This is a genomic window from Pseudomonas sp. NFACC32-1 (assembly GCF_900101215.1).
In the GTDB taxonomy this organism is placed as follows: Bacteria; Pseudomonadota; Gammaproteobacteria; order Pseudomonadales; family Pseudomonadaceae; genus Aquipseudomonas.
Genome location: NZ_FMUL01000005.1, coordinates 1 through 22,158 on the forward strand (window position 1 = coordinate 1; position 22,158 = coordinate 22,158).

General features: G+C 62.0%; 24 protein-coding genes. 10 read left to right on the forward strand and 14 right to left on the reverse strand.

The window, feature by feature from the left end; all coding sequences use genetic code 11:
* Positions 1–276 (reverse strand): transposase (locus BLP99_RS09805; RefSeq protein WP_143007941.1); only part of this gene is annotated, 276 nt, incomplete at its 3' end.
* Between the two features lie 277 nt (positions 277–553).
* On the opposite strand from BLP99_RS09805, the gene BLP99_RS09810 reads away from it, so the two are divergent.
* Positions 554–1,735, forward strand: a complete 1,182-nt coding sequence (locus BLP99_RS09810) for a CaiB/BaiF CoA transferase family protein (RefSeq protein ID WP_092180248.1) — start codon at positions 554–556, stop codon at positions 1,733–1,735.
* A 113-nt stretch (positions 1,736–1,848) separates the two neighbouring features.
* Here the strand turns inward: BLP99_RS09810 and BLP99_RS09815 are convergent, their stop codons facing one another.
* Positions 1,849–2,343 carry a SprT family zinc-dependent metalloprotease gene (locus BLP99_RS09815; RefSeq protein ID WP_072394093.1) on the reverse strand — a complete coding sequence of 165 codons (495 nt, stop codon included), beginning with the start codon at positions 2,341–2,343 and terminating at the stop codon, positions 1,849–1,851.
* A gap of 157 nt (positions 2,344–2,500) precedes the next feature.
* The gene (locus BLP99_RS09820; RefSeq protein ID WP_039591896.1) at positions 2,501–3,103 is read right to left on the reverse strand and encodes a Yip1 family protein; all 603 of its coding nucleotides are present in this window, start codon (positions 3,101–3,103) and stop codon (positions 2,501–2,503) included.
* Between the two features lie 421 nt (positions 3,104–3,524).
* Here BLP99_RS09820 and ttcA point away from each other — a divergent pair, with 421 nt between their 5' ends.
* Both ttcA and BLP99_RS09830 read left to right on the forward strand, forming a co-directional pair.
* Positions 3,525–4,349, forward strand: coding sequence for a tRNA 2-thiocytidine(32) synthetase TtcA (gene ttcA, locus BLP99_RS09825; RefSeq protein ID WP_072394090.1), 825 nt, complete (start codon positions 3,525–3,527; stop codon positions 4,347–4,349).
* Positions 4,350–4,430: 81 nt separating this feature from the next.
* Positions 4,431–5,105, forward strand: a complete 675-nt coding sequence (locus BLP99_RS09830; protein ID WP_072394088.1) for a DNA-3-methyladenine glycosylase I — start codon at positions 4,431–4,433, stop codon at positions 5,103–5,105.
* An 89-nt stretch (positions 5,106–5,194) separates the two neighbouring features.
* Here BLP99_RS09830 and BLP99_RS09835 read toward each other — a convergent pair whose 3' ends face one another.
* Genes BLP99_RS09835 through arsC form a run of 3 tightly spaced genes read right to left on the reverse strand, consistent with a single transcriptional unit; the run spans position 5,195 to position 6,568 of the window.
* On the reverse strand, positions 5,195–5,620 hold the full coding sequence (locus tag BLP99_RS09835; RefSeq protein ID WP_072394085.1) for a DUF2069 domain-containing protein: 426 nt from the start codon (positions 5,618–5,620) through the stop codon (positions 5,195–5,197).
* The gene (gene wrbA, locus BLP99_RS09840; RefSeq protein ID WP_072394082.1) at positions 5,613–6,218 is read right to left on the reverse strand and encodes an NAD(P)H:quinone oxidoreductase; all 606 of its coding nucleotides are present in this window, start codon (positions 6,216–6,218) and stop codon (positions 5,613–5,615) included. Before wrbA ends, BLP99_RS09835 begins: the two co-directional genes overlap by 8 nt.
* Entirely contained in the window at positions 6,215–6,568 is a 354-nt protein-coding gene (arsC, locus tag BLP99_RS09845) for an arsenate reductase (glutaredoxin) (protein WP_072394079.1), read from the reverse strand. The genes wrbA and arsC overlap by 4 nt, the downstream gene beginning before the upstream one ends.
* Positions 6,569–6,672: 104 nt before the next feature.
* Between arsC and BLP99_RS09850 the strand changes: the two genes are divergently transcribed.
* Positions 6,673–7,140, forward strand: coding sequence for a TlpA disulfide reductase family protein (locus tag BLP99_RS09850; protein ID WP_072394076.1), 468 nt, complete (start codon positions 6,673–6,675; stop codon positions 7,138–7,140).
* 73 nt (positions 7,141–7,213) lie between these two features.
* Here BLP99_RS09850 and BLP99_RS09855 read toward each other — a convergent pair whose 3' ends face one another.
* From BLP99_RS09855 to BLP99_RS09870, 4 genes are all read right to left on the reverse strand, one after another.
* A complete protein-coding gene (locus BLP99_RS09855) occupies positions 7,214–7,618 on the reverse strand; it encodes an META domain-containing protein (protein WP_072394073.1) in 405 nt (134 codons plus the stop codon).
* Positions 7,618–8,052, reverse strand: a complete 435-nt coding sequence (locus BLP99_RS09860; RefSeq protein ID WP_072394070.1) for a hypothetical protein — start codon at positions 8,050–8,052, stop codon at positions 7,618–7,620. The genes BLP99_RS09855 and BLP99_RS09860 overlap by 1 nt, the downstream gene beginning before the upstream one ends.
* Before the next feature lie 104 nt (positions 8,053–8,156).
* Entirely contained in the window at positions 8,157–9,146 is a 990-nt protein-coding gene (locus tag BLP99_RS09865) for a 2-hydroxyacid dehydrogenase (RefSeq protein WP_072459618.1), read from the reverse strand.
* A gap of 66 nt (positions 9,147–9,212) precedes the next feature.
* On the reverse strand, positions 9,213–11,963 hold the full coding sequence (locus BLP99_RS09870; protein WP_072394063.1) for a response regulator: 2,751 nt from the start codon (positions 11,961–11,963) through the stop codon (positions 9,213–9,215).
* Positions 11,964–12,292: 329 nt separating this feature from the next.
* Here BLP99_RS09870 and BLP99_RS09875 point away from each other — a divergent pair, with 329 nt between their 5' ends.
* The 6 genes from BLP99_RS09875 (at position 12,293) to BLP99_RS09900 (ending at position 19,015) form a co-directional block, all read left to right on the forward strand.
* Positions 12,293–12,691 carry a hypothetical protein gene (locus BLP99_RS09875; protein WP_072394059.1) on the forward strand — a complete coding sequence of 133 codons (399 nt, stop codon included), beginning with the start codon at positions 12,293–12,295 and terminating at the stop codon, positions 12,689–12,691.
* A gap of 239 nt (positions 12,692–12,930) precedes the next feature.
* Positions 12,931–13,833 (forward strand): cysteine synthase CysM, encoded by a 903-nt coding sequence (cysM, locus tag BLP99_RS09880; protein WP_072394056.1) that lies wholly within the window; start codon positions 12,931–12,933, stop codon positions 13,831–13,833.
* Positions 13,833–15,203 (forward strand): 23S rRNA (uracil(1939)-C(5))-methyltransferase RlmD, encoded by a 1,371-nt coding sequence (gene rlmD, locus BLP99_RS09885; RefSeq protein ID WP_072394053.1) that lies wholly within the window; start codon positions 13,833–13,835, stop codon positions 15,201–15,203. The genes cysM and rlmD overlap by 1 nt, the downstream gene beginning before the upstream one ends.
* A gap of 101 nt (positions 15,204–15,304) precedes the next feature.
* The gene (relA, locus tag BLP99_RS09890; RefSeq protein WP_072394050.1) at positions 15,305–17,551 is read left to right on the forward strand and encodes a GTP diphosphokinase; all 2,247 of its coding nucleotides are present in this window, start codon (positions 15,305–15,307) and stop codon (positions 17,549–17,551) included.
* A 64-nt stretch (positions 17,552–17,615) separates the two neighbouring features.
* On the forward strand, positions 17,616–18,449 hold the full coding sequence (gene mazG / locus BLP99_RS09895; protein WP_072394047.1) for a nucleoside triphosphate pyrophosphohydrolase: 834 nt from the start codon (positions 17,616–17,618) through the stop codon (positions 18,447–18,449).
* 26 nt (positions 18,450–18,475) lie between these two features.
* Positions 18,476–19,015, forward strand: a complete 540-nt coding sequence (locus BLP99_RS09900; RefSeq protein ID WP_072394044.1) for a DUF2058 domain-containing protein — start codon at positions 18,476–18,478, stop codon at positions 19,013–19,015.
* Between the two features lie 138 nt (positions 19,016–19,153).
* Here BLP99_RS09900 and BLP99_RS09905 read toward each other — a convergent pair whose 3' ends face one another.
* From BLP99_RS09905 to purM, 4 genes are all read right to left on the reverse strand, one after another.
* Complete coding sequence (locus BLP99_RS09905; protein ID WP_072394041.1) at positions 19,154–19,348, reverse strand: hypothetical protein; 195 nt, start codon at positions 19,346–19,348, stop codon at positions 19,154–19,156.
* A gap of 347 nt (positions 19,349–19,695) precedes the next feature.
* Positions 19,696–20,409 (reverse strand): DUF3108 domain-containing protein, encoded by a 714-nt coding sequence (locus tag BLP99_RS09910; RefSeq protein WP_072394038.1) that lies wholly within the window; start codon positions 20,407–20,409, stop codon positions 19,696–19,698.
* A gap of 8 nt (positions 20,410–20,417) precedes the next feature.
* Positions 20,418–21,068 (reverse strand): phosphoribosylglycinamide formyltransferase, encoded by a 651-nt coding sequence (gene purN / locus BLP99_RS09915; RefSeq protein WP_072394152.1) that lies wholly within the window; start codon positions 21,066–21,068, stop codon positions 20,418–20,420.
* Positions 21,069–21,079: 11 nt separating this feature from the next.
* Positions 21,080–22,138: a phosphoribosylformylglycinamidine cyclo-ligase gene (gene purM / locus BLP99_RS09920; protein ID WP_072394035.1), complete on the reverse strand. Its 1,059-nt coding sequence runs from the start codon at positions 22,136–22,138 to the stop codon at positions 21,080–21,082.
* Positions 22,139–22,158 lie beyond the last annotated feature (20 nt).

The window sequence follows — 22,158 nt, forward strand, 5'->3', positions numbered from 1 at the left end:
AATGAAGTCGTTTTTGTTGCCTTTGACGAACGGCTTAACGTATTGCGGGGCAATCAGTTTTACCTCGTGGCCCAATGCCTCAACCTGTCGAGCCAGCCAGTGGGCACCGCCACACGACTCCATCACCACCGTGCAGGCCGGCAGTTGGGCCAATGTGCCGAGCAATTGGCTGCGGCTGGTTTTCTTGCGCAAAACCTGATGACCTTTGGCGTCCTGGCCGTGCAGATGGAAACTGTGTTTACCAATGTCGATGCCGAGAAGCGTCATCGTGTTCATGAGAGATCCTCCGCCGAAAACGAGAAAAGCCCTGCAAGCGTAAACCTGCAGGGCTTCTCGGTCAGGCTGACCATCTCATTAAACCCGCTTCGGCGGGTTTTTTATTGCGCTGGTTGTTCAGGCAAGAACTTGTTTTGTGGTGAGCGGATGGGTTCCCTTGCCCCAAGAGATCCCTGTCGGCCGTGAGCACAATCGTCATTCAAAGTGACGAATCCAGTGATTGCCCCATCGCCAACCCCTGCCTAGTCTTTCAGCGTTCAGTCACTGGAGGTCACCCATGCAAGGCCCGTTGGCGTCGCTCAAGGTCCTGGATTTCTCGACTCTGTTGCCTGGTCCGTTCGCTTCACTGTTACTGGCGGACATGGGGGCAGAGGTGTTGCGTATCGAATCGCCGACCCGCCCGGATCTGGTGCGCAACCTGCCGCCCCATGACCAGGGGGTGTCGGCCAGTCATGCCTACCTCAATCGCAACAAGCGCAGCCTGGCCCTGGACCTCAAGCAGCCCGCGGCACGAGAGATCATCGGGCAACTGCTTGGCGAGTACGACATCGTGCTGGAGCAGTTCCGGCCCGGGGTGATGGAGCGGCTGGGGTTGGGATATGACACCCTTAAAGCTATCAATCCACGGCTGATCTACGTGTCGATTACCGGCTATGGCCAGACCGGGCCCTACAGGGACCGCGCCGGCCATGACATCAACTACCTGGCCCTGACGGGGCTTGCCAGCCATACCGGCCGTGCCGATAGCGGCCCGCTGCCTTTGGGTATCCAGGCGGCGGACATTGCCGGCGGTTCGTTGCATGGGGTGATCGGGCTGCTGGCGGCGGTGATTGCCCGGCAACAGAGCGGACAGGGCCAGCATCTGGATGTAAGCATGAGCGATTGTGTCTTCAGCCTGAACGCGCTGGCAGGCGCCGGTTACCTGGCCTGTGGTGTCGAACCGGGCAGGGAGGACCAATTGCTCAACGGCGGCAGCTTCTACGATTATTACCGCACGCGGGATGGCCGCTGGATGTCGGTGGGCAGCCTGGAACCGGCCTTCATGCAGGCACTGTGCGAGGCCTTGGGGCGACCGGAACTGGCGGCCCAGGGACTGTCGCCCAAGCCTGAAGAGCAATACGCCCTTAAGCAGGCACTGCAGACCGAGTTCCAGAAGCATGATTTTGCCGAGCTGTGCGGCTTGTTTGCCGGGGTCGATGCTTGCGTCGAGCCGGTGCTGAGCCTGGCGGAAGCTGTCCGGCATCCGCAGTTACAGGCTCGGGAGCTGGTGAAACAGGTGCCCCGAGGGGATGGTTCGAGCCAGGCTCAGATGGCCTGTCCGTTGAGGTTTTCAGATGGCCTGCCCGAACCTCGACATGTTGGCGTGGGGCTGGGGGCGCATACGGATCAGGTGTTGGGGGCGTTGGGGTTCAGTGCTGGGCGGATTGCCGAATTGCGCAGGAGCGGGGTGGTTTTGTAGGGCGGCAAGGCCGCCATCGCGAGCAGGCTCGCTCCCACACTGGATCTTTGGCATTCACGGATCCTGTGGGAGCGAGCCTGCTCGCGATGAGGCCGGCCCACACCACAAGAGCATCACTCCACCCGCGTTTCCCCACTGAACACCAGGGTATTGCGGCAGCTGCGGCACAAGTATCGCCGCCCCTGGCGCACCAGGCGATGGCGCTGGGCCGAAAACGGGAAGTCGCTGCCGTCGCAGGGGCATTTGTAGATGTAGCGGGTCACGCTGCGACGCTTGATTTCGTAGGTGTGGCAACGATTGGGCGGCAGTTCGTAGACCCCGCGCATGATCAGTTGCCATTCCTCGCCGTGGGGCTGGATGCGTTCGCCGAACAATTGATGGGCGATCAGGTGCGCGACTTCGTGGGCGACAGTCTGCTTGAGGAAATCCTCAGCGTTTTCCCGGTACAACTGCGGGTTGAAGCGCAGCAGGTTCTCGTGCAGATGCGCGACACCGGCTTTCTGGCCACGCAATTTGAAGCTGACTACGGGGCGTTTGAAGGAACGTTTGAAAAAGGCTTCGGCTTGTTGGTAACACTCTTCGACGCGGGTATTGAGTTGCTCGAGCATGCTTTACGGGTCTCCAGAACCCCGAGTATGCCGCAAGCGCCGGCCATTGCGAATCGCCCGGGCGCCCAATGGTCGTCTTGGCTGTTCCAGGCACAGGAAGGCCGCCTTGCGGCGGCCTGTATTGGCAGATCCTGTTTTTATAGGTGAGCCTTGGAGTTCAGTTGGTGTAGACCGGGCCGACGCCCAGCCCCCAGACAATGACCGTGAACGCCATGATCGCGACCAGCACCACCAGGCCGACGGCGAGCACCGAGCTGGAAAACAGGAACCCTTCGTCCTGGGGAATGTTCATGAAGGTGGGCAGGCCCACGTACAACAGGTAGACCGTGTAGCAGATCGCTGCCGTGCCGACGATCATCCCCAGCCACATGTGCGGGTAGAGCGCCGCCAGCCCGCCGATGAACAACGGTGTCGCGGTATAGGTGGCGAACGCGACGCAACGGGCCAGGCTCGGATTGGCGTCATAGGTACGGGCCATCCAGTGGATGAAGGCACCCATCACAGCCACCCCACCCAACATGGCGAGGTACGACATGATGGTCATCCATAGCGCGCTTTCCTGGGTAAGCATCACCGGTGGGCGATTGCCGATGACCCATCCCACCTGCGTGGTGCCGATAAACGCCGATACTGCGGGGATGGCCGCGAGAATCAGCGTATGGGTGAGGTACATGTGGCTGATGCTTTCCTCCTGATCGCCACGGATTTCCTTCCATTCTTGATCAGGGTGGGTAAAGAGCCCCACGACATGATGGATCATAGTCAGTCACTCCTTTGTTATTGCCATCGCCCCCCAACGGAGCGCCTACGGGCCAAATGGCCAAGTAAGTAAAGGTCTGAATATGTGTGCGACCTTATGACGCAGTATAGAAAGGAGTTATCCCTAGTGGGACTAGGGGCTTAGAGCAAATCGCGCTGTAGAAAAGTCTATTAATCGCCGATGAGTCTTGCGCCGGTGCGGTAGGCGGGGCTTACCCGTGGCCAGGGGACTTATCCCGCTGGACCATGCAACAGCTCCCCTCATCTGCAGTGTCAGGCTGGGAAGCCAGTGGAGCGGGGCGCTTCGCACTCCAGCAGGGAAAATTCCCTCGCCACAATCAGCGTTCATCATGGGTCTTCGCTGAAAGTGGGTTTTTTGCGTAAAATGCCGGCCTTTCGTCACACCTCACGGATTTCGCGTCATGGGCACTCTTACGGTCAACCAGAACAAACTGCAAAAGCGCCTGCGCCGCCAGGCCGGTGAGGCGGTCGCCGATTTCAACATGATCGAGGATGGCGACAAGGTCATGGTCTGCCTGTCCGGCGGCAAGGACAGCTACACCCTGCTGGATGTCCTGATGCATTTGCAGAAGGTTGCGCCGATCAAATTCGACATCGTCGCGGTGAACATGGACCAGAAGCAGCCCGGTTTCCCCGAGCATGTGCTGCCGGCCTACCTGGAGTCCCTCGGCGTGGAATACCACATCGTCGAGAAGGACACCTACTCGGTGGTCAAGGAGCTGGTCCCCGAAGGCAAGACCACCTGCTCGCTGTGTTCACGCCTGCGTCGCGGTACGCTCTACACCTTCGCCGACCAGATCGGTGCAACCAAGATGGCCCTGGGTCATCACCGCGATGACATCGTCGAGACCTTCTTCCTGAACATGTTCTACAACGGAACGCTCAAGGCCATGCCGCCCAAGCTGCGGGCCGACGACGGGCGCAACGTGGTGATCCGTCCGCTGGCCTATTGCAGCGAAAAGGACATCCAGGCCTATTCGGATTTCAAGCAATTCCCCATCATCCCCTGCAACCTGTGCGGCTCCCAGGAGAACCTGCAGCGCCAGGTGGTCAAGGAGATGCTCCAGGAGTGGGAACGCAAGACCCCGGGCCGTACCGAGAGCATTTTCCGCGGCCTGCAGAACGTCGTTCCATCGCAATTGGCCGACCGCAACCTGTTCGATTTCACCAACCTGCGCATCGACGAAAACGCCACGCCGCGGTTCGTCAACGTGGTGAACCTCTGACGGTGCCAACCGCTCTATTCACGGCGCCAGTGGCTATGAAGGCCACTGGCGCCGTTTTCATTTCAGACCCCAGGAGAGGGCATGCGCGACTACAAGTGGCTGCACGAGTATTGTCTGAACCGCTTCGGTTCGACGACTGAACTGGAGGCTCACCTGCCGGTGCCCAAGACCCCGGCGCAACTGCGCAAGATCAGCGACGATCGCTACCTGTCGACCCTGGCGCTGCGGGTCTTTCGCGCCGGGCTCAAGCACAGCCTCGTGGATGCCAAGTGGCCGGCATTCGAAGAGGTGTTCTTCGGGTTCGACCCGGAAAAGGTCGTGCTGATGAGCGCTGAGCACCTGGAGCGGCTGATGCAGGACGCAAGGATCATCCGGCACCTGGGCAAGCTCAAGAGCGTGCCGCGCAATGCGCAGCTGATTCTGGACGTGGCCCATGAAAAGGGCAGCTTTGGCGCGCTGGTTGCCGACTGGCCGGTGACTGACATCGTCGGCCTGTGGACCTACCTGAAAAAACACGGCCATCAGTTGGGCGGCCTGTCGGCGCCGCGCTTCCTGCGGATGATGGGCAAGGACACTTTCGTGCCCAGCTACGACGTGGTGGCCGCCCTCAATGCCCAGGACATCATCGACAAGGTTCCCACCAGCCTGCGGGATCTGGCGACGGTGCAGAATGCCTTCAACCGGTGGCATGAGGAGAGTGGCGGCAGGCCCATGAGCCAGATCTCGATGATGCTGGCCTATACCGTGAATCATTGAGACCGCATGGCGGCCATCGCGAGCAGGCTCGCTCCCACAATGACTCAGTGACACCCTGTGGGAGCGAGCTTGCTCGCGATAGCGGTTCATCAGGCGACGGGGATATCTCCCTCACCAGCCAAGCGCCGGTTCAACTGGAACCGCCAGCGCACATACAGCAAGGCCGAGCAGAACACCGCCACGCTCGCGGCCATTTCCAGCACGCCGAACCACTGCCGGTTCGGGTCATAGGCCGCCAGCGCACCCTTGATGAAATACAGGTTCACCACAAAGCACATCCAGGAGTGGCCACGGGCGCTGCCCATGATCATGCCCGGCGCCAGGATCAGCAGCGGCACCAGCTCGATCAGCAGGATCACCCAGGGCCGGGCGCCGTGCAGGTCGGCGATGAGCAGGTAGTACACGCAGAGCAGCCCCACCAGGCCGAAAAAGCACAGCAGGCTCACGGCGCGGGCGACGCGCACGCGTGGTTCCAGCCACTGGATCGGCGGCAGGGTCTTGGGCTTCTTAGCCACGGCCGTTCTCCAACAGTTGCGCGGTTTTCGCCAGGCGCGAACCCAGGGCCCGGCACAGGGTCACTTCGTGTTCGTTCAAGCCGCTTTTACCGTCGGCGCCCGCATGATGGCTCGGCCCGTAGGGGGTACCGCCGCCCTGGGTGTCGATCAGTGCCGATTCGCTGTAGGGCAGGCCGGTGATCAGCATGCCGTGGTGCAGCAGCGGCAGCATCATCGACAACAGAGTGGTTTCCTGGCCGCCATGCAGACTGGCGGTGGAGGTGAACACCCCGGCCGGTTTGCCCACCAGTGCGCCGGTCAGCCACAGGTTGCTGGTGCCGTCGAGAAAATACTTGAGCGGTGCGGCCATGTTGCCGAAACGGGTCGGACTGCCGAGGGCCAGGCCGGCGCAGTGCTTCAGGTCATCGAGGGTGGCGTACAGTGGGCCCTGGCCGGGAATTTCCGGGGACACCGCTTCGCACTCGGTGGACACTGCCGGCACCGTACGCAGCCTGGCTTCCAGACCGGCCTGCTCGACGCCGCGGGCGATCTGCCGGGCCATTTCGTTGGTGGCGCCACCGCGGCTGTAATACAGCACCAGGATGTACGGCGTGCTCACGGCAGGATCTCCAGGATCTTTTCCGGTGGCCGGCCGATGACGGCCTTGTCACCGACTTCGAGAATCGGGCGCTCCATGAGTTTCGGGTGCGCGGCCATCGCGGCGATCAGCTGGGCTTCGCTCAGGCCTGGATCGGCCAGGTTCAGGGCCGCGTATTGCTCCTCGCCAGTGCGCAGCAGTTGTCGGGCGGTGATACCGAGCTTGCCCAGCAGGCGCTCCAGCTGCGTGGCGTCGAGCGGGGTTTCCAGATAATGAACCACGCTGGGCGCGAGGCCTCGGTCCTCCAGCAGTTGCAGTGCACCACGGGATTTCGAACAGCGCGGGTTGTGATAAAGCGTCAGGTCGGTCATGAGCGGGTCGCATCTTGCGTAAGGTGGCGGCTATTCTACTGTGCCACGAGGTGCCAGGCATCCTGCGCAGGTGCCAGGCATTCACATTCATACAAGGACAGCACATGACAAGGCGACTGACGGCGGCATTGGCATTGATGGGCTCTTTATTGCTCGCCGGTTGCGGCAATGACTATGGTGTGGACCAGAACGGCCAGGCCATTGCCTCGCAGCGGCTGGACAAGCAATGGCTGGTGGTCAACTACTGGGCCGAATGGTGCGCACCGTGCCGCACCGAAATTCCTGAGTTCAACGCCTTGTCCGAGCAGCTCAAGGGGCGCGGCATCGGCGTGTTCGGGGTCAATTTCGATCAGGTGCAGGGCGAGGAACTCAAGAGCGCCAGCGAGAAGATGGGCATCCGTTTCACCGTGCTGGCCCGAGATCCGGCCGAGATCTTCGACCTGCCCCGCAGCGAGGGGCTGCCGGTGACCTACATCATCGACAACCAGGGCAAGGTGCGCGAGCAGTTGCTGGGGGAACAGACGGCGGCGGGGGTGATGGCGAAGCTTGAGGCGTTGCAGGCGTTCAAATAACCCTTGTTTTGACAGGTGGGATCCCCTCGCCACAGGGGATCCATGCCGGATCCAGGATCTTCGCCTGAAGGACTCAGCCTTCTTCGAGCCACCAGCGCAGCGGCTTGCCCTGGGCCGGCCAGAAACGGATCTGCTCGATGGGGGAAATGTCCCAGCGCTCGACCTTTTCCAATGCCTGCAAGAAGCGCGCTTCCTGCTCCATCAGCGCCGGGCCGCAGAGTTTGCGGGTGCTGCCGATCTTGCCGAAGCTCAGGCGTTCGCCTTCCAGCGTATAAGGCGCGAACCAGTGATTGCAGCCACCGTTGCCATAGGCCCGGCCGTCCTCGCCGAGGGTGATGGTCAGGTGGCTGTAGTCCATCAACGGGCGTTCGCCGATCCATTCCAGGATGTAGCTGCGGTTCTGTTGCAACCGAACCGGCTCGGCGGCACACCCCATCAGGCCGACGCCGATCAGCGCGAGGGCAAGCGGATGTTTCATCAGGCGGCGTCCTGGCATTCGGGGCACAGGTGTTTTTCGCCCTGGGTGGTCCAGCCTAGCTCGGCGATGCGTGCGGTGGCGGCTGGTTTCTGGGCCTTGCTGCCGAGCTTGGCATCCACGGCAAATTCGAAACTCAGTGCCTTGGCGCAGCGATCGCAGTTGACCTGCCAGGTATGGATCGCCAGTTCGCCAAAGACCGGACCGGTGGTCATGGCGGTCCACTGGCCCATGGGCTTGAGCAAATGCCGGACAGTGTCCACGGTAAGGCGCATGGACAAGTCCTTGCTGCCCTTGAGCGTGACCAGCAGCACATCGTTGGCCTGGATCGAACCGCCATTGCCGGTCACCTGGTATCGGCCCGGCGCCAGGGCGCGGACTTCAGTCAGGGTGTGGTGCGGATTCATCAGGGTGTAGCGGAAATCGTGTTCGGCCATGGGTCCTCCAAATAGGCGCGACATGCTAGCACGGGGCATGGCCTGGGATAGTCAACCACGAATCCTGCCGACGAAACTCCCACTGGGGGAAGGCCGGTTCAGGTCTAGCGCTCAACCAGGTTTTTCGGCGTGCCGGCCGCCCACGCTGCGATGTTATCCAGGGTGGTCATGGCAATCGCCGCCAGGGCTTCATGGGTGAGAAAGGCCTGGTGAGCAGTGATCACCACGTTGGGGAAGGTCAGCAGGCGTGCCAGCACATCGTCCTGCAAGGGCTGGTCGGAGCGGTCCATGAAGAATAGATCGGCCTCTTCTTCATAGACATCCAACCCCAAATAGCCCAATTGGCCGTTCTTCAGTGCCTCGATCAAGGCCGGTGTGTCCACCAGGCCACCGCGTCCGGTGTTGATCAACATGGCGCCGCGTTGCATCGACGCCAGGGACTGGGCGTTGATCAGATGGCGGCTCTGTTCGTTCAGCGGGCAGTGCAGGCTGACGATCTGGGCTTGGGCCAGCAGCTCGTCCAGGGGCAGGTAGCGAGCCCCCAGGGCTTGCACCTGAGGGTTGGGGTAGGGGTCATGGGCCAGCAACTGGCAGCCGAAGCCGGCCATGATCCGGGCGAAGGTGGCGCCGATCTGCCCGGTGCCGATCACGCCGACGGTCTTGCCCACCAGGTCGAATCCGGTCAGGCCATGCAGGCTGAAGTTGCCGTCTCGGGTCCGGTTGTAGGCGCGGTGCAGGCAGCGATTGAGGGTCAGAATCAACGCCACCGCATGTTCGGCCACAGCATGGGGGGAGTAGGCCGGTACCCGGGCGATGCTCAAGCCCAGGCGTTTGGCGGCGGGCAGGTCGACATGGTTGTAGCCGGCCGAGCGCAGGGCGATCAGCCGGGTGCCGCCGGCCGCCAGTTGTTCCAGTACCGGGGCGCTCAGGTCATCGTTGATGAACGCACAGACCACCTCGTGGCGCTCGGCCAGGGCCACGGTGTCCAGGTTCAGGCGCGCCGGCTGGAACTGCAACTCGATACCCGCCGGCAGCGGGGCGTTGGTGAAACTGTCGCGGTCATAAGTCTGGCTGCTGAAAAAAATTACGCGCATGGCGGCCTCCTGGCACTGGAATGGCATCAGCTTAGCCGCAATCGTCCCGATGGCTATTGCCCTGGGTCAGGCGCTGACACGCGCCTCGCTGGCCAGACGGTCGATGGCATTGTCCAGATCCTGGAGGGCGGCGGCAGCTTTCGGGTCCTGTTGCTTGAGCAGGGTTTCGCTGCGCTGGCAGGCGGCACGCAACTGGGGGACGCCGCAGTAGCGTGTCGCGCCATGCAGGCGATGCACCCGTTCGATCAGGGCATTGTGGTCGTTGGCTTCGTTGGCCTGGCGAATCGCTTCGCGGTCGGCCTCCAGGGAAGCCAGCAACATGGCCAGCATGTCCGCCGCCAGGTCCGCCTTGCCGGCGGCCAGGCGCAGGCCTTCCTCGTGGTCCAGCACCAGCAGCTCGCCGCTGCCCTGGGCTTCATGGCCCCGCTCCGGCGTCTGGTTGCGCAAGGCCAGGCCAGTCCATTTGAGCACTACCTGGGCCAGCTGGCGCTCGCTGATGGGCTTGGTCAGGTAGTCGTCCATTCCACTTTGCAGCAACGCGCGTTTCTCGTTGGCCATGGCATGGGCGGTGAGGGCGACGATGGGCAGTGGCGTGCAGTGCCGCTCGCTTTCCCACTGACGGATCGCCTCGGTGCTCTGGCGGCCGTCCATGCCGGGCATCTGGACATCCATCAGGACCAGATCGAAAGTCTCCTTCTGCACGGCCTTGACCGCGGCATAGCCACTTTCCACCGCCAGCACCTTGGCCCCCATGTCCTCGAGCAGGGTTTGCACCAGCAGCAGGTTGGCCGGGTTGTCGTCCACGCACAACACCTTGGGGGCGCGGCTGGCCACGGGTTCGCTGGGTTCGCTGCGGGGCGGGCGCGGGTTGATCAGGTCGGACAGAGAGCGACGCAACTTGCGGGTGCAGGCCGGCTTGGCCTGCAGCTGGCTGTGGGGGTTGGGCACCGAGAGGTGGTACAGCGTCTGTTCGGTGGTAGGGCACAGTACCAGGACCTTGCAGCCCAGGTGCTCAAGGTCCCAGACATGCTGGTTGAGGCGTTCCGGCGGCATGTCGTTGCTGGTGATGCCCAGCACGGCCAGGTCGATGGCCTGGTCGGTCTGGTGGGCGATGGTCACGCCGTTGGTCAGGCTCTCCAGGGTATTGAATGGCGTGACTTGCAAGCCACAGTCTTCCAGCTGGTGCTGCAGGGCCTGGCGCGCCAGTTCGTGATTTTCCAGCAGGGCCACGCGACGGCTCAGCAACGGTGGGCCGGGCAGGTCCTCGGCGTCGTCACGGGTCTTGGGCAGACGCAGGCTGATCCAGAACTCCGAGCCCTCGCCCGGTGTGCTGTCGACGCCGATTTCGCCGCCCATCTGTTCCACCAGGCGCTTGGAAATCACCAGGCCCAAGCCGGTACCGCCCGGTTGCCGGGACAATGAGTTATCGGCCTGGCTGAAGGCCTGGAACAGCGCCCGTACGTCCTGGCTCGACAGGCCGATACCGGTGTCCTGGATGCTGATGCGCAGTTGCACGCTGTCTTCATGCTCGTCTTCGAGCATGGCACGGGCGACGATGGTGCCTTCGCGGGTGAACTTGATGGCATTGCTTACCAGGTTCGTGAGGATCTGCTTGAGGCGAAGGGGGTCGCCCACCAGCGACAGCGGGGTGTCCCGGTAGACCAGGCTCACCAGCTCCAGCTGTTTGGCGTGGGCGGCGGGCGCGAGGATGGTCAGGGTGTCCTGCAACAGGTCGCGCAGGTTGAACGGAATGCTGTCGAGCACCAGCTTGCCGGCCTCGATCTTCGAGAAGTCGAGGATCTCGTTGATGATGCCCAGCAGGCTGTCGGCGGATTTCTCGATAGTGCCCAGGTAGTCGAGCTGGCGCGGGGTCAGCTCGCTTTTCTGCAGCAGGTGCGTGAAGCCCAGGATGCCGTTGAGCGGCGTACGGATCTCATGGCTCATGTTCGCCAGGAATTCGGACTTGATCCGGCTCGCCTCCAGGGCTTCCTTGCGGGCCAGGTCCAGCTCGATGTTCTGGATCTCGATGGTCTCCAGGTTCTGGCGCACGTCCTCGGTGGCCTGGTCGATGCTGTGCTGCAATTCCTCCTGGGCATTCTGCAGGGTGCCCGCCATGCGGTTGATGCCCGATGCCAGTTCATCCAGTTCCTGGCTGCCCAAGGGGGGCAGGCGGGTTTCCAGATGACCGTCCTTGAGTTGTGCCACGGCTTGCTTGATCTGGCTCAACGGCCGGTTGATGGTACGGCCCATGCGCAGGGCCAGCAGCGCGGTCAATCCCAGGCCGGCGGCGATCAGCAGCAGGCTGGCGAACAGGCTACGGTAGCCGCGCAACAACATGCCGCTGTGGGACAGCTCCAGTTCGACCCAGCCCAGCAGGCGGTCGGCCTCTTCGGGGATCAGTTCGCCGGCCAGGTTGCGATGCTTGCCGAATACCGGCAACAGATAGCGGGTGGCATCGTTGCCGGTGCGCTGCAGCAACTGGGTGCTGTTGCCTTCCGGCGCACGGTTGAGCATGGTCGGGCCGGCATGGGCCAGCGGTGTGCGGTCGGGCGCGAGGAAGGTCACGGCACGCACGTCCGCCTGTTCCAGGGACTGGGTGGCGATGCGTTCCAGCAGGTCGGTCTCCTGGCGGCTCATGGCCGGGGCGACCAATGGTGCAAGCTGTTCTGCGATCATTTCGCCGCGTTGCAGCAACTGGGCGTGCAGGTCAGATTGCTGCATCCAGGTGAAATAGCCCCCCAGGACCAGCGCCATCAGGCTGGTCGGCAGCAGGGTCAGCAACAGTACGCGGCCTTTGATTCCCAGTTTCTTGAGCACACTTGTCTCCTGCATCCAGCGGTCAGATCGAACTTGCACGCATCCGGCATGCAATACCTGCGCAGTGTAGCGATTTGCGGGCGGGCAATCTCCGTAAAATTCATGCGCGTCTCGTATCCGTACTGCCGGGCAATTGTCCACGGCGATAAACGGCGCTGGCGTCTGGGGGCAGGGTCAAACTCGCGATGATCCGTGGGCAGCCAGACCATGTGTCACTTCCGGCTCGCTATTGACCATCGGTCGGGACTGTCGATCTTGACAGGTGTGGGCTTCTTTTCTGTTTTTTAAGCTCGGTGTCGTTGAGTTATTAACTACCTGAGGAGAAAGACATGAACACCCTGAGCGACAAAGAAAGGATGAAAGCTATAAAAGCTGCTCCCAGGCTTGATGCGAAAGGCTCAATAACCATCACGCTTAATGGGCAGGTCACCAAAACTGAGGACGTTTATATTCTGGATCAGCCCGATAACTCCATTGTCGGGGTTATAGGAGAGGATAAAGGTATTGTCATCGTGCAGTTCAGCTCTCTGACGGCGCCGGGTACCTATGAGATCAAGAAACATAATATCTGGATACAGATGTCGTTCCACGGTTTCTCAGGGGCAGCAAACACTGGAGACTTGACCCTTGAGACCATCGAGATAAAAAACAAATACAAAGGTCGTTTTGACGTGAAAACCGTGGATCACCAGAAAGCTGATGGGGTATTTGACGTACAGAAGGTATAGGTCTGGCAGTCGCGGACAGGTGGACTGGTTCCATGGGAGAGGTTCCCAGCCAGACTTGCTTCACCTCCCCGTGTTCGCGAGGTCGGCGATAGCTCGCAGCCCGGCGGGATCAAGCCCTGTCTCTCCATCTCATGACCCGCTTATTCCCATAAGCCATAACCACCACACTTTGCGTGATATGGCCTGGCAACGTTTGCCGGTATGATAGGCGCCCCCGCAGCCCGGATTGCGAATACGCCATGACATTGCAGTACCCCACCATCGCCGATTGCGTCGGCAACACCCCGCTGGTCCGTTTGCAGCGCCTGCCTGGCGCCACCAGCAACACGCTTTTGCTCAAGCTTGAAGGGAACAACCCGGCGGGTTCGGTCAAGGATCGGCCGGCGCTGTCGATGATCACCCGGGGTGAACTGCGTGGACAGATCCGGCCCGGCGACACCCTGATCGAGGCGACGTCCGGCAATACCGGTATCGCCTTGGCCATGGCGGCGGCCATCAAGGGTTACAAGATGATCCTGATCATGCCCGACAATTCCAGCGCCGAACGCAAGGCGGCGATGACCGCCTACGGTGCCGAATTGATCCTGGTGTCCAAGGACGAAGGCATGGAAGGCGCCCGGGACCTGGCCGAGCGCATGCAGGCCGAAGGGCGTGGCAAGGTGCTGGATCAATTCGCCAACGGCGACAACCCCGAGGCCCACTACACCAGCACCGGCCCCGAGATCTGGCGCCAGACCGGCGGCACCATTACCCATTTCGTCAGTTCGATGGGCACCACCGGTACCATCATGGGCACTTCGCGCTACCTCAAGGAACAGAATCCGGAGGTACAGATCATTGGTCTGCAGCCGATGGAGGGCTCGGCCATTCCGGGCATTCGTCGCTGGCCCGAGGAATATCTGCCGAAGATCTACCAGGCCGATCGCGTGGACCGCATCATCGACATGGCCCAGAGTGAGGCCGAGGACGTGACCCGTCGGCTGGCCCGGGAAGAGGGTATTTTCTGCGGCGTGTCTTCGGGCGGTGCCGTGGCGGGCATGCTGCGCTTGTCCAAGGAAGTTGAAAACGCGGTGATCGTGGCGATCATCTGCGACCGGGGCGACCGTTACCTGTCCACCGGCATTTTCGACGCGCCCAACTGATGGCCAGGCATGAAAGAGGCCTGCGCTTCCAGCCCAGCGGCGGAAGCCGGGCCCCCCAGGTGCCCACCGGCAAAAAGCAGCGCTTGAGCATCGAACGCCTGGCCAACGATGGCCGGGGTATCGGCTTTGTCGATGGCCGTACCTGGTTCGTCATCGGTGCCCTGGCCGGCGAGGAGGTCGAGGCTCGGGTGCTCGGTGCCCATGGCAAGGTGGTCGAGGCGCGCACCGAGCGCGTGTTCCAGACCAGTGAACTGCGCCGCCCGGCAGCCTGTGCCCACGCCGGTCAATGCGGAGGCTGCAGCGTCCAGCATTTGCCCCACGAAGAACAGCTCGCCCTGAAACAGCGCATGCTCGCCGAGCAGTTGTCGCGGGTGGCCGGCGTCGAACCCGAGGAGTGGGCCGCGCCGCTGAGCGGGCCGGAGTTCGCTTATCGACGTCGCGCCCGGGTGGCCGTGCGCTGGGATCAGAAAGCGAAGAAGCTCGAGGTGGGTTTGCGTGCGGCCGGCAGCCAGGACATCGTTGCCATTGGCGATTGCCCCGTGCTGGTACAGCCCTTGCAGCCGATCATGAGCCGCCTGCCGGATATGCTCAGGCGCCTGAGCAAGCCCCAGGCACTTGGCCATGTGGAGTTGTTCGCCGGCTCGTCCCTGGCGGTGTTGCTAAGGCACATGGCACCACTATCGGAGGCCGACCTGACGATCCTCAAGGATTTCTGCGCGTTCCATGAGGCCCAGTTGTGGCTTCATGGAGAGGGCGAGCCGCAACCGGCGGAGCCCGGCCAGACCCTGGGTTATCGCCTGGATCCCTGGGGCCTGGAGCTGGCCTATCGACCGGGGGATTTCATCCAGGTGAACGCCGGCATCAACGAGGCGATGATTGCCCAGGCCTTGCAATGGCTGGCGCCTCGGCCCGAGGAGCGGGTGCTGGATCTGTTCTGTGGCCTGGGCAATTTCGCCTTGCCACTGGCCAGGCAGGTACGCGAAGTCGTCGCCGTCGAGGGCGTGCAGGTCATGGTGGATCGGGCTGCGGCCAACGCGCTCAGCAACAATTTGCATAACACTGCCTTTTTTCAGGCCGATTTATCCCAGCCGCTGGCGGGTGCCGAATGGATCGGCGAAGGCTTTTCTGCGGTACTCTTGGACCCACCCCGTGACGGTGCTTTCGAGGTGGTGCGCAAGCTGGCCTCCCTGGGCGCCGGACGGTTGGTATATGTATCGTGCAACCCGGCAACTTTGGCCCGGGACACGGTCGAATTGATCAAGCAGGGCTACCGGTTAAAACGTGCCGGGATTCTCGATATGTTTCCTCAGACGGCGCATGTCGAGGCCATGGCGTTATTTGAAGCGAGCCAGGATGGCTTGTCCGACTGACCCGTTCGTGCCAACCCGCTACAGTCCTGGGCGGAAGCACGGACAACGAAGGTCAGCGATGTTGACGCATTGAATCTGCGTCATAGGGAAGGTAAGTAAAGATGGTACAGGTGAGAGCACACCAGCCGATCAACACCGACGGCAGTATCAATCTCGAGGCTTGGCTCGATCACGCGGTCAGCATCGACATGGCGTTGGATCGCGAAGCCTTGAAGCAAGCCTGCGAGTTCGCTCGCGAGGCGGAACAGCAACACAATGCGGCGAAGAACCTCTGGTCCGAAGGCACCTCGAGTTTTCATACGGGCCTGGAGATTGCCGAGATCCTCGCCGACCTCAAGCTCGACCAGGATTCCCTCGTGGCCGCGGTGCTGTACCGCGGCGTTCGCGAAGGGCAGATCCCGCTCCCGGTGGTCAGCCAGCGCTTCGGTGCGGTGGTCGCCAAGCTGATCGACGGCGTGCTGCGCATGGCGGCCATCAGCGCCAGCCTCAGTCCGCGCCATTCCATGGTCCTGGGTACCCAGGGCCAGGTAGAGAACCTGCGCAAGATGCTCGTGGCCATGGTCGACGACGTGCGCGTCGCGTTGATCAAGCTGGCCGAGCGGACCTGTGCGATCCGTGCGGTGAAGTCCGCCGACGACGAGAAGCGCAATCGCGTCGCCCGGGAAGTGTTCGACATCTATGCCCCCCTGGCCCACCGTCTCGGCATCGGTCACATCAAGTGGGAGCTGGAGGATCTGTCCTTCCGCTACCTGGAGCCCGACCAGTACAAGCAGATCGCCAAGCTGCTGCATGAGCGACGCCTGGACCGTGAGCGTTTCATCACCGATGTGATGACCCAGCTGCGCGAAGAATTGCAGGCCACCGGCGTGGAAGCCGATATCAGCGGCCGGGCCAAGCACATCTATTCGATCTGGCGCAAAATGCAGCGCAAAGGGCTGGAATTCAGCCAGATCTACGACGTTCGCGCTGTTCGCGTGCTGGTTCCGGAAATGCGCGATTGCTACACCGCCCTGGGGATCGTCCATACCCTGTGGCGACACATTCCCAAGGAGTTCGACGACTACATCGCCAACCCCAAGGAAAACGGCTATCGCTCGCTGCACACTGCGGTGATCGGTCCCGAAGGCAAGGTACTGGAGGTGCAGATCCGCACCCACGCCATGCACGAGGAAGCCGAGCTGGGTGTCTGCGCGCACTGGAAATACAAGGGCACCGACGTCAAGTCCGGCTCCAACCACTACGAAGAAAAGATTTCCTGGCTGCGCCAGGTCCTGGAGTGGCACGAGGAACTGGGTGATATCGGCGGCCTGGCCGAGCAGTTGCGGGTGGATATCGAGCCGGACCGGGTCTACATCTTCACCCCCGACGGGCATGCCATCGACCTGCCCAAGGGTGCGACGCCCCTGGACTTCGCCTACCGGGTCCACACCGAGATCGGCCATAACTGCCGTGGCGCCAAGATCAACGGGCGGATCGTACCGCTCAACTACAGCCTGCAGACCGGTGAACAGGTCGAGATCATCACCAGCAAGCACGGCACGCCGAGCCGTGACTGGCTGAACCCGAACCTGGGCTATATCACCACGTCGCGGGCTCGGGCGAAAATCGTCCATTGGTTCAAGCTGCAGGCTCGCGACCAGAACGTCGCCGCCGGCAAGACCTTGATCGAGCGCGAGCTCAGTCGCCTTGGCCTGCCGCAGGTGGATTTCGACAAGCTGGCCGAAAAGGCCAACATGAAGACCGCCGACGACATGTTCGCCGCCCTCGGGGCCGGGGACCTGCGCCTGGCGCAACTGGTCAACCTGGCCCAGCAACTGGTGGAGCCGGAGCGTGGCAACGAACAACTGGAGCTGATCCCGCGCAAGGCCACTGGCTACAAGCCGGGCAAGCGCGGCGATATCCAGATCCAGGGGGTCGGCAACCTGATGACCCAGATGGCCGGCTGCTGCCAGCCGTTGCCGGGGGATGCGATCGTCGGCTACATCACCCAGGGGCGCGGCGTGAGCATTCACCGCCAGGACTGTGCCTCGGTGCTGCAACTGGCCGGCCGCGAGCCGGAACGGATCATCCAGGTCAGCTGGGGCCCGGTGCCCGTGCTCACCTATCCGGTGGACATCATCATTCGCGCCTACGATCGCTCCGGGTTGCTGCGTGACGTGTCTCAGGTGCTGCTCAATGAGCGGATCAACGTGTTGGCGGTCAACACCCGTTCGAACAAGGAAGACAACACCGCACTGATGTCCCTGACCATCGAGATTCCGGGGCTGGATGCGCTAGGCCGCCTGTTGGGGCGGATTTCCCAGTTGCCGAACATCATCGAGACCCGGCGTAACCGGACACCAGGTTAAGCGCAGTCCGAAAAAGTGGGAGCGAGCTTGCTCCCACAGGACTTTTTTGTGATGGGATGGATTGATGTACAGCCTCGAAGACCTGCTCCACTTGATGAACCGTCTGCGGGACCCCCAGTACGGTTGCCCGTGGGACATCAAGCAAACCTACGCGACCATCGTTCCCCATACCTTGGAAGAAGCCTACGAAGTCGCCGATGCCATCGAGCGCGGCGACTTCGATCACCTGCAAGGCGAATTGGGCGATCTGTTGTTCCAGGTGGTGTATTACAGCCAGCTGGCCCGGGAAGAAAACCGCTTTGAATTCGCCGGTGTGGTCGACAGCATCACCCGCAAGCTGATCCGGCGCCATCCTCACGTATTTCCCACCGGCGATCTCTACGCGCCGCTGGATGTACCGCGCCTGAGCGAGGAGCAGGTCAAGCATCGCTGGGAGCAGATCAAGGCTGAGGAGCGGGCTGAAAAGGCCTGCGCTCCGGAGCAGTTGTCACTGCTCGACGATGTGCCAGCGGCCCTGCCGGCGTTATCCCGGTCGGCGAAGCTGCAGAAACGGGCGGGCCAGGTCGGTTTCGACTGGCCGGGTCCACTGCCGGTGCTGGACAAGGTTCGCGAGGAGCTGGACGAAGTGCTGCAAGCCATGGCCGACAATGACCCACAAGCCATTGGCGAGGAGGTCGGCGACCTGCTGTTCAGCGTGGTGAACCTGGCCCGTCATCTCAAGGTCGATCCGGAAACCGCACTGCGCGGCGCCAATGGGAAATTCGAGCGGCGTTTTCGATTTATCGAACAGGCATTGCGCGACACCCACCGTCCCATGGAAGATTGCACCCTAGAAGAATTGGACGCCTTGTGGGGCGAAGCCAAACGTCAGGAAAAGAATTTGCCCAGCTGCGGCTGAGGCCGTTGCCTAAGTGAGTAAGCACCATGAGCCTTTCCCTTCGCGACCAGTTGCTCAAAGCAGGGCTGGTCAACCAAAAGCAGGTCAAGCAGGTCGGCAAAGAGAAGCAGAAGCAGCAGCGCCTGGCCCACAAGGGCCAGATCGAACTGGACGACTCCCAGCAGCGCGCGGCCCAGGAGGCCATGGCGGAGAAGGCGCGGCGTGACCAGGAGCTCAATCGCCAGCAACAGGAAAAGGCCGAGCAGAAGGCCCGTGCCGCCCAGATCAAGCAGTTGATCGAAGTCTCGCGCCTGCCGAAGCTGACCACCGATGATTACTACAACTTTGTCGACGACAAGAAGGTCAAGCGTATCTCGGTCAACACCCTGATGCGTAACAAGCTGAGCAGCGGCTCGCTGGCGATCGTCCATCATGCCGGCGGTTATGAAGTGATCCCCCGCGAAGCGGCGTTGAAAATCCAGGAGCGAGATCCCAAGCGTATTGTGCAGCTCAATACCCAGACCGAAGAAGTGGATGCCGACGATCCGTACGCGGCGTATCAGATTCCGGATGATTTGATGTGGTGAGCCGGACGCAATATCAGTTGAACTGAAACACAAAACCTGTGGGAGCGAGCGTGCTCGCAATAGTGGTTATCAGTGCCCCATATGGCGACTGACACTCCGCTATCGCGAGCACGCTCGCTCCCACAGGTTTTTCGTTGTTCAGGATTCTGCCGTCTCCCGCGAGCGCAGCATTTCCTCGCGCTCCAGCTCCGCCTTGTAGCTATGGGCGTCTGTCTCCGAATGGAACATCCCCACCAGCAGATCCTGCTGATGCACATCCCAGATCCGGATGCCGGCGGCAATGGCTTCGTGGGACATGTGGGCATCATCGCGTTCAATTACTTTCACAGTCATCTTTGCAAACTCCAATCTCTGTCATCTGCAGCAAAACGTGTGCAGGACTTTGTTATAGGTTTGCGTAGCCTGCTAAGTAAATGCCCCGGTCCGTTAAGAAGTTTTCATGGAAAGCGCAGCGGTCGTACAGCCCAGGCCGGGCGCGGCATTCGGTCGCAGGGAGGCATCATGAAAAAGGTTTCATATTGGCGCGGCAACCATCCAGCGAAGCTGCTTCCCTGGGGAAAGAGGCTGCCCGCGATACCGTGTGCCAGCCCACTTCCATCGTGAGCAGGTGCACGCAAGGCATGGCATCCCGGACAAAAAGAAGCCCCGCATATGCGGGGCTTCCTGATTATCGAGCCGGATCAGCTGCCTTTGACTGGCTTGCCGTTGACCGTGCCGTCCTGGAGCATGATGTTGTACTCCTTGCCGTCGGTCTCGACCTGTTGCAGGCGTACCAGCAGGTAATCCCAGTCCTTGGCGAACCAGAGTACGGTGATGCGCTTGCTTTGTGTCGGGTCGCGCACACGCTCCACTTTGATCGCGTCGATCTGCCCGGCCTTGGTTTCGACTTTTTCGGCGCCCAGTACGCGGAAGTCATAGGTGTCGACTTCGCCGTCATCGACCACCTGATAGCTCATGCTCTTCTTGCCGGCGGCCACATCGTGCTGCAAGGCCAGCTGGTAGGTGGATTTATCCACCATGCCTCGGTTGAGCGGCAGCTTCACCGCGTCGCCGCGATCGGTGCCGGTGACCATCTTCGTGTTCCAGTCGAAGTCCAGGTCGGCCTTCTTGGCCTTGCCCAGGCCGCTGCGCTCGAAGTGGTAGGACTGAGGCAGCAGGGTGTCCTTGTCCAGGGTCAGGGTGCTTTCTTCCGTCAGGCCGGCAATCATCATCGATGCCTTGAAGCTCAGCTTCCAGGTGCCGTTGGCTTCCTTGGTCAGGCTGCGCTCGGCAGTGCCGCTCATGGGCAATTGTTTCCAGTCGGCGGTGTAGCTGGCGGAGAAGGGTTGAAGCTCCGCGGCCTGTGCCAGAGGCAGGGCAAGCAGGGCGCAGGCGAAGAGCAGGGCGCGACGCATAAAATCTCCTAGTATCGAATCAAATGGCCGCTGGCGGCGAGCAACTGGCCGTCCAGCGAGGCACCACGATCGTCGAGGGTCAGCCGTCCTTCGGCAAACCAACGCACGGCCATCGGGTAGATCTGGTGTTCCCGGGCGTGGACCCGTTGTGCCAGGCTTTGCGGCGTGTCGTGCAACTCTACCGGTATTACTGCCTGTACGACCAGTGGTCCGCCATCGAGTTCCTCGGTGACGAAGTGCACCGAGCAGCCATGCTCCGTGTCCCCGGCCTCCAGTGCGCGCTGGTGAGTGTGCAACCCTTTGTATTTGGGTAGCAACGAAGGATGGATATTGAACAGCCGGCCCTGGTAATGACGCACGAAGCCGGCGCTGAGGATGCGCATGAAGCCGGCCAGGACCACCAGTTGGGGACTGAAGGCGTCGATCTGTTCGATCAGTGCGGCGTCGAAGGCTTCGCGGCCATCGAATGCCTTGTGATCCAGGACGCGGGTCTCGATTCCCGCCTCCTTGGCGCGTTGCAGGCCGTAGGCATCGGCGCGGTTGGAAATCACCGCGCGGATGCGGACCGGGTTGTCTCCGGTCCGCGTGCTGTCGATCAGGGCCTGCAAGTTGCTGCCGGTGCCTGACAGCAGCACCACGACGTCACAGGTTGCAGACATCCGTTCGTGCATCAGTGTGCCTTAAGGTTTTTCAGCTCGACCTGGGCGGCGCCTTCGGCTGCCGCAGCGATGTGGCCGATGACCCAAGGCTGCTCGCCGGCTTCACGCAACACGTTCAGGGCGGTCTCGACGTGCTCCTGGGCCACGCAGATGACCATGCCCACGCCGCAGTTCAGCACGCGGTGCATTTCGGTTTCATTGACGTTGCCTTTTTCCTGCAGCCAGTCGAACACCGCGGGGCGGGTCCAGCTCGCCACGTCGACCACCGCCTGGGCGCCTTTTGGCAGGACGCGCGGGATGTTGTCCAGCAGGCCGCCACCGGTGATGTGGGCCATGGCCTTGACGGCGCCGGTGTCCTTGATCAGCTTGAGCAGCGGCTTGACGTAGATGCGGGTCGGGGCCATCAACAGGTCGGTCAACGGCTTGCCGTCGAGCTGGGTGTTTTCGATGTCGGCGCCGGACACTTCGATGATCTTGCGGATCAGCGAGTAGCCGTTGGAGTGCGGACCGGAGGACGGCAGGGCAAGCAGGGCGTCGCCGGTGGCGACTTTCGACCCGTCGATGATCTCGGCTTTTTCCACGACGCCGACACAGAAGCCGGCCAGGTCGTAGTCCTCGCCTTCGTACATGCCTGGCATCTCGGCGGTTTCACCACCGACCAGGGAGCAGCCGGACAGCTCGCAGCCGGCGCCGATGCCGGTCACCACCTGGGCTGCGGTGTCGACGTTCAGTTTGCCGGTGGCGTAGTAGTCGAGGAAGAACAGTGGCTCGGCGCCGCAGACGACCAGGTCGTTCACGCACATCGCCACCAGGTCGATACCGATGCTGTCGTGCTTGTTCAGGTTCAGTGCCAGGCGCAGCTTGGTGCCCACGCCGTCGGTGCCCGAGACCAGCACCGGTTGCTTGTAGCCGGCCGGGATCTCGCAGAGGGCGCCGAAACCGCCCAGGCCGCCCATGACTTCCGGACGCGCAGTGCGCTTGGCGACGCTCTTGATGCGTTCGACCAATGCTTCACCGGCGTCGATGTCTACACCGGCGTCCTTGTAGCTCAGGGAGGGTTGCTTGCTCATGATCCAGGCCTTTAGGGGGG

What these genes read in the sequence shown, in the direction of transcription:
- cysM (WP_072394056.1), top strand. Translation starts at nt 12,931, where the DNA reads ATGACATTGCAGTACCCCACCATCGCCGATTGCGTCGGCAACACCCCG.
- mazG (WP_072394047.1), top strand. Translation starts at nt 17,616, where the DNA reads ATGTACAGCCTCGAAGACCTGCTCCACTTGATGAACCGTCTGCGGGAC.
- BLP99_RS09820 (WP_039591896.1), bottom strand. Translation starts at nt 3,103, where the DNA reads ATGATCCATCATGTCGTGGGGCTCTTTACCCACCCTGATCAAGAATGG.
- BLP99_RS09900 (WP_072394044.1), top strand. Translation starts at nt 18,476, where the DNA reads ATGAGCCTTTCCCTTCGCGACCAGTTGCTCAAAGCAGGGCTGGTCAAC.
- BLP99_RS09875 (WP_072394059.1), top strand. Translation starts at nt 12,293, where the DNA reads ATGAACACCCTGAGCGACAAAGAAAGGATGAAAGCTATAAAAGCTGCT.
- BLP99_RS09905 (WP_072394041.1), bottom strand. Translation starts at nt 19,348, where the DNA reads ATGACTGTGAAAGTAATTGAACGCGATGATGCCCACATGTCCCACGAA.
- purM (WP_072394035.1), bottom strand. Translation starts at nt 22,138, where the DNA reads ATGAGCAAGCAACCCTCCCTGAGCTACAAGGACGCCGGTGTAGACATC.
- relA (WP_072394050.1), top strand. Translation starts at nt 15,305, where the DNA reads ATGGTACAGGTGAGAGCACACCAGCCGATCAACACCGACGGCAGTATC.
- ttcA (WP_072394090.1), top strand. Translation starts at nt 3,525, where the DNA reads ATGGGCACTCTTACGGTCAACCAGAACAAACTGCAAAAGCGCCTGCGC.
- BLP99_RS09850 (WP_072394076.1), top strand. Translation starts at nt 6,673, where the DNA reads ATGACAAGGCGACTGACGGCGGCATTGGCATTGATGGGCTCTTTATTG.
- BLP99_RS09855 (WP_072394073.1), bottom strand. Translation starts at nt 7,618, where the DNA reads ATGAAACATCCGCTTGCCCTCGCGCTGATCGGCGTCGGCCTGATGGGG.
- arsC (WP_072394079.1), bottom strand. Translation starts at nt 6,568, where the DNA reads ATGACCGACCTGACGCTTTATCACAACCCGCGCTGTTCGAAATCCCGT.
- BLP99_RS09865 (WP_072459618.1), bottom strand. Translation starts at nt 9,146, where the DNA reads ATGCGCGTAATTTTTTTCAGCAGCCAGACTTATGACCGCGACAGTTTC.
- BLP99_RS09815 (WP_072394093.1), bottom strand. Translation starts at nt 2,343, where the DNA reads ATGCTCGAGCAACTCAATACCCGCGTCGAAGAGTGTTACCAACAAGCC.
- BLP99_RS09860 (WP_072394070.1), bottom strand. Translation starts at nt 8,052, where the DNA reads ATGGCCGAACACGATTTCCGCTACACCCTGATGAATCCGCACCACACC.
- BLP99_RS09830 (WP_072394088.1), top strand. Translation starts at nt 4,431, where the DNA reads ATGCGCGACTACAAGTGGCTGCACGAGTATTGTCTGAACCGCTTCGGT.
- rlmD (WP_072394053.1), top strand. Translation starts at nt 13,833, where the DNA reads ATGGCCAGGCATGAAAGAGGCCTGCGCTTCCAGCCCAGCGGCGGAAGC.
- BLP99_RS09810 (WP_092180248.1), top strand. Translation starts at nt 554, where the DNA reads ATGCAAGGCCCGTTGGCGTCGCTCAAGGTCCTGGATTTCTCGACTCTG.
- BLP99_RS09910 (WP_072394038.1), bottom strand. Translation starts at nt 20,409, where the DNA reads ATGCGTCGCGCCCTGCTCTTCGCCTGCGCCCTGCTTGCCCTGCCTCTG.
- purN (WP_072394152.1), bottom strand. Translation starts at nt 21,068, where the DNA reads ATGTCTGCAACCTGTGACGTCGTGGTGCTGCTGTCAGGCACCGGCAGC.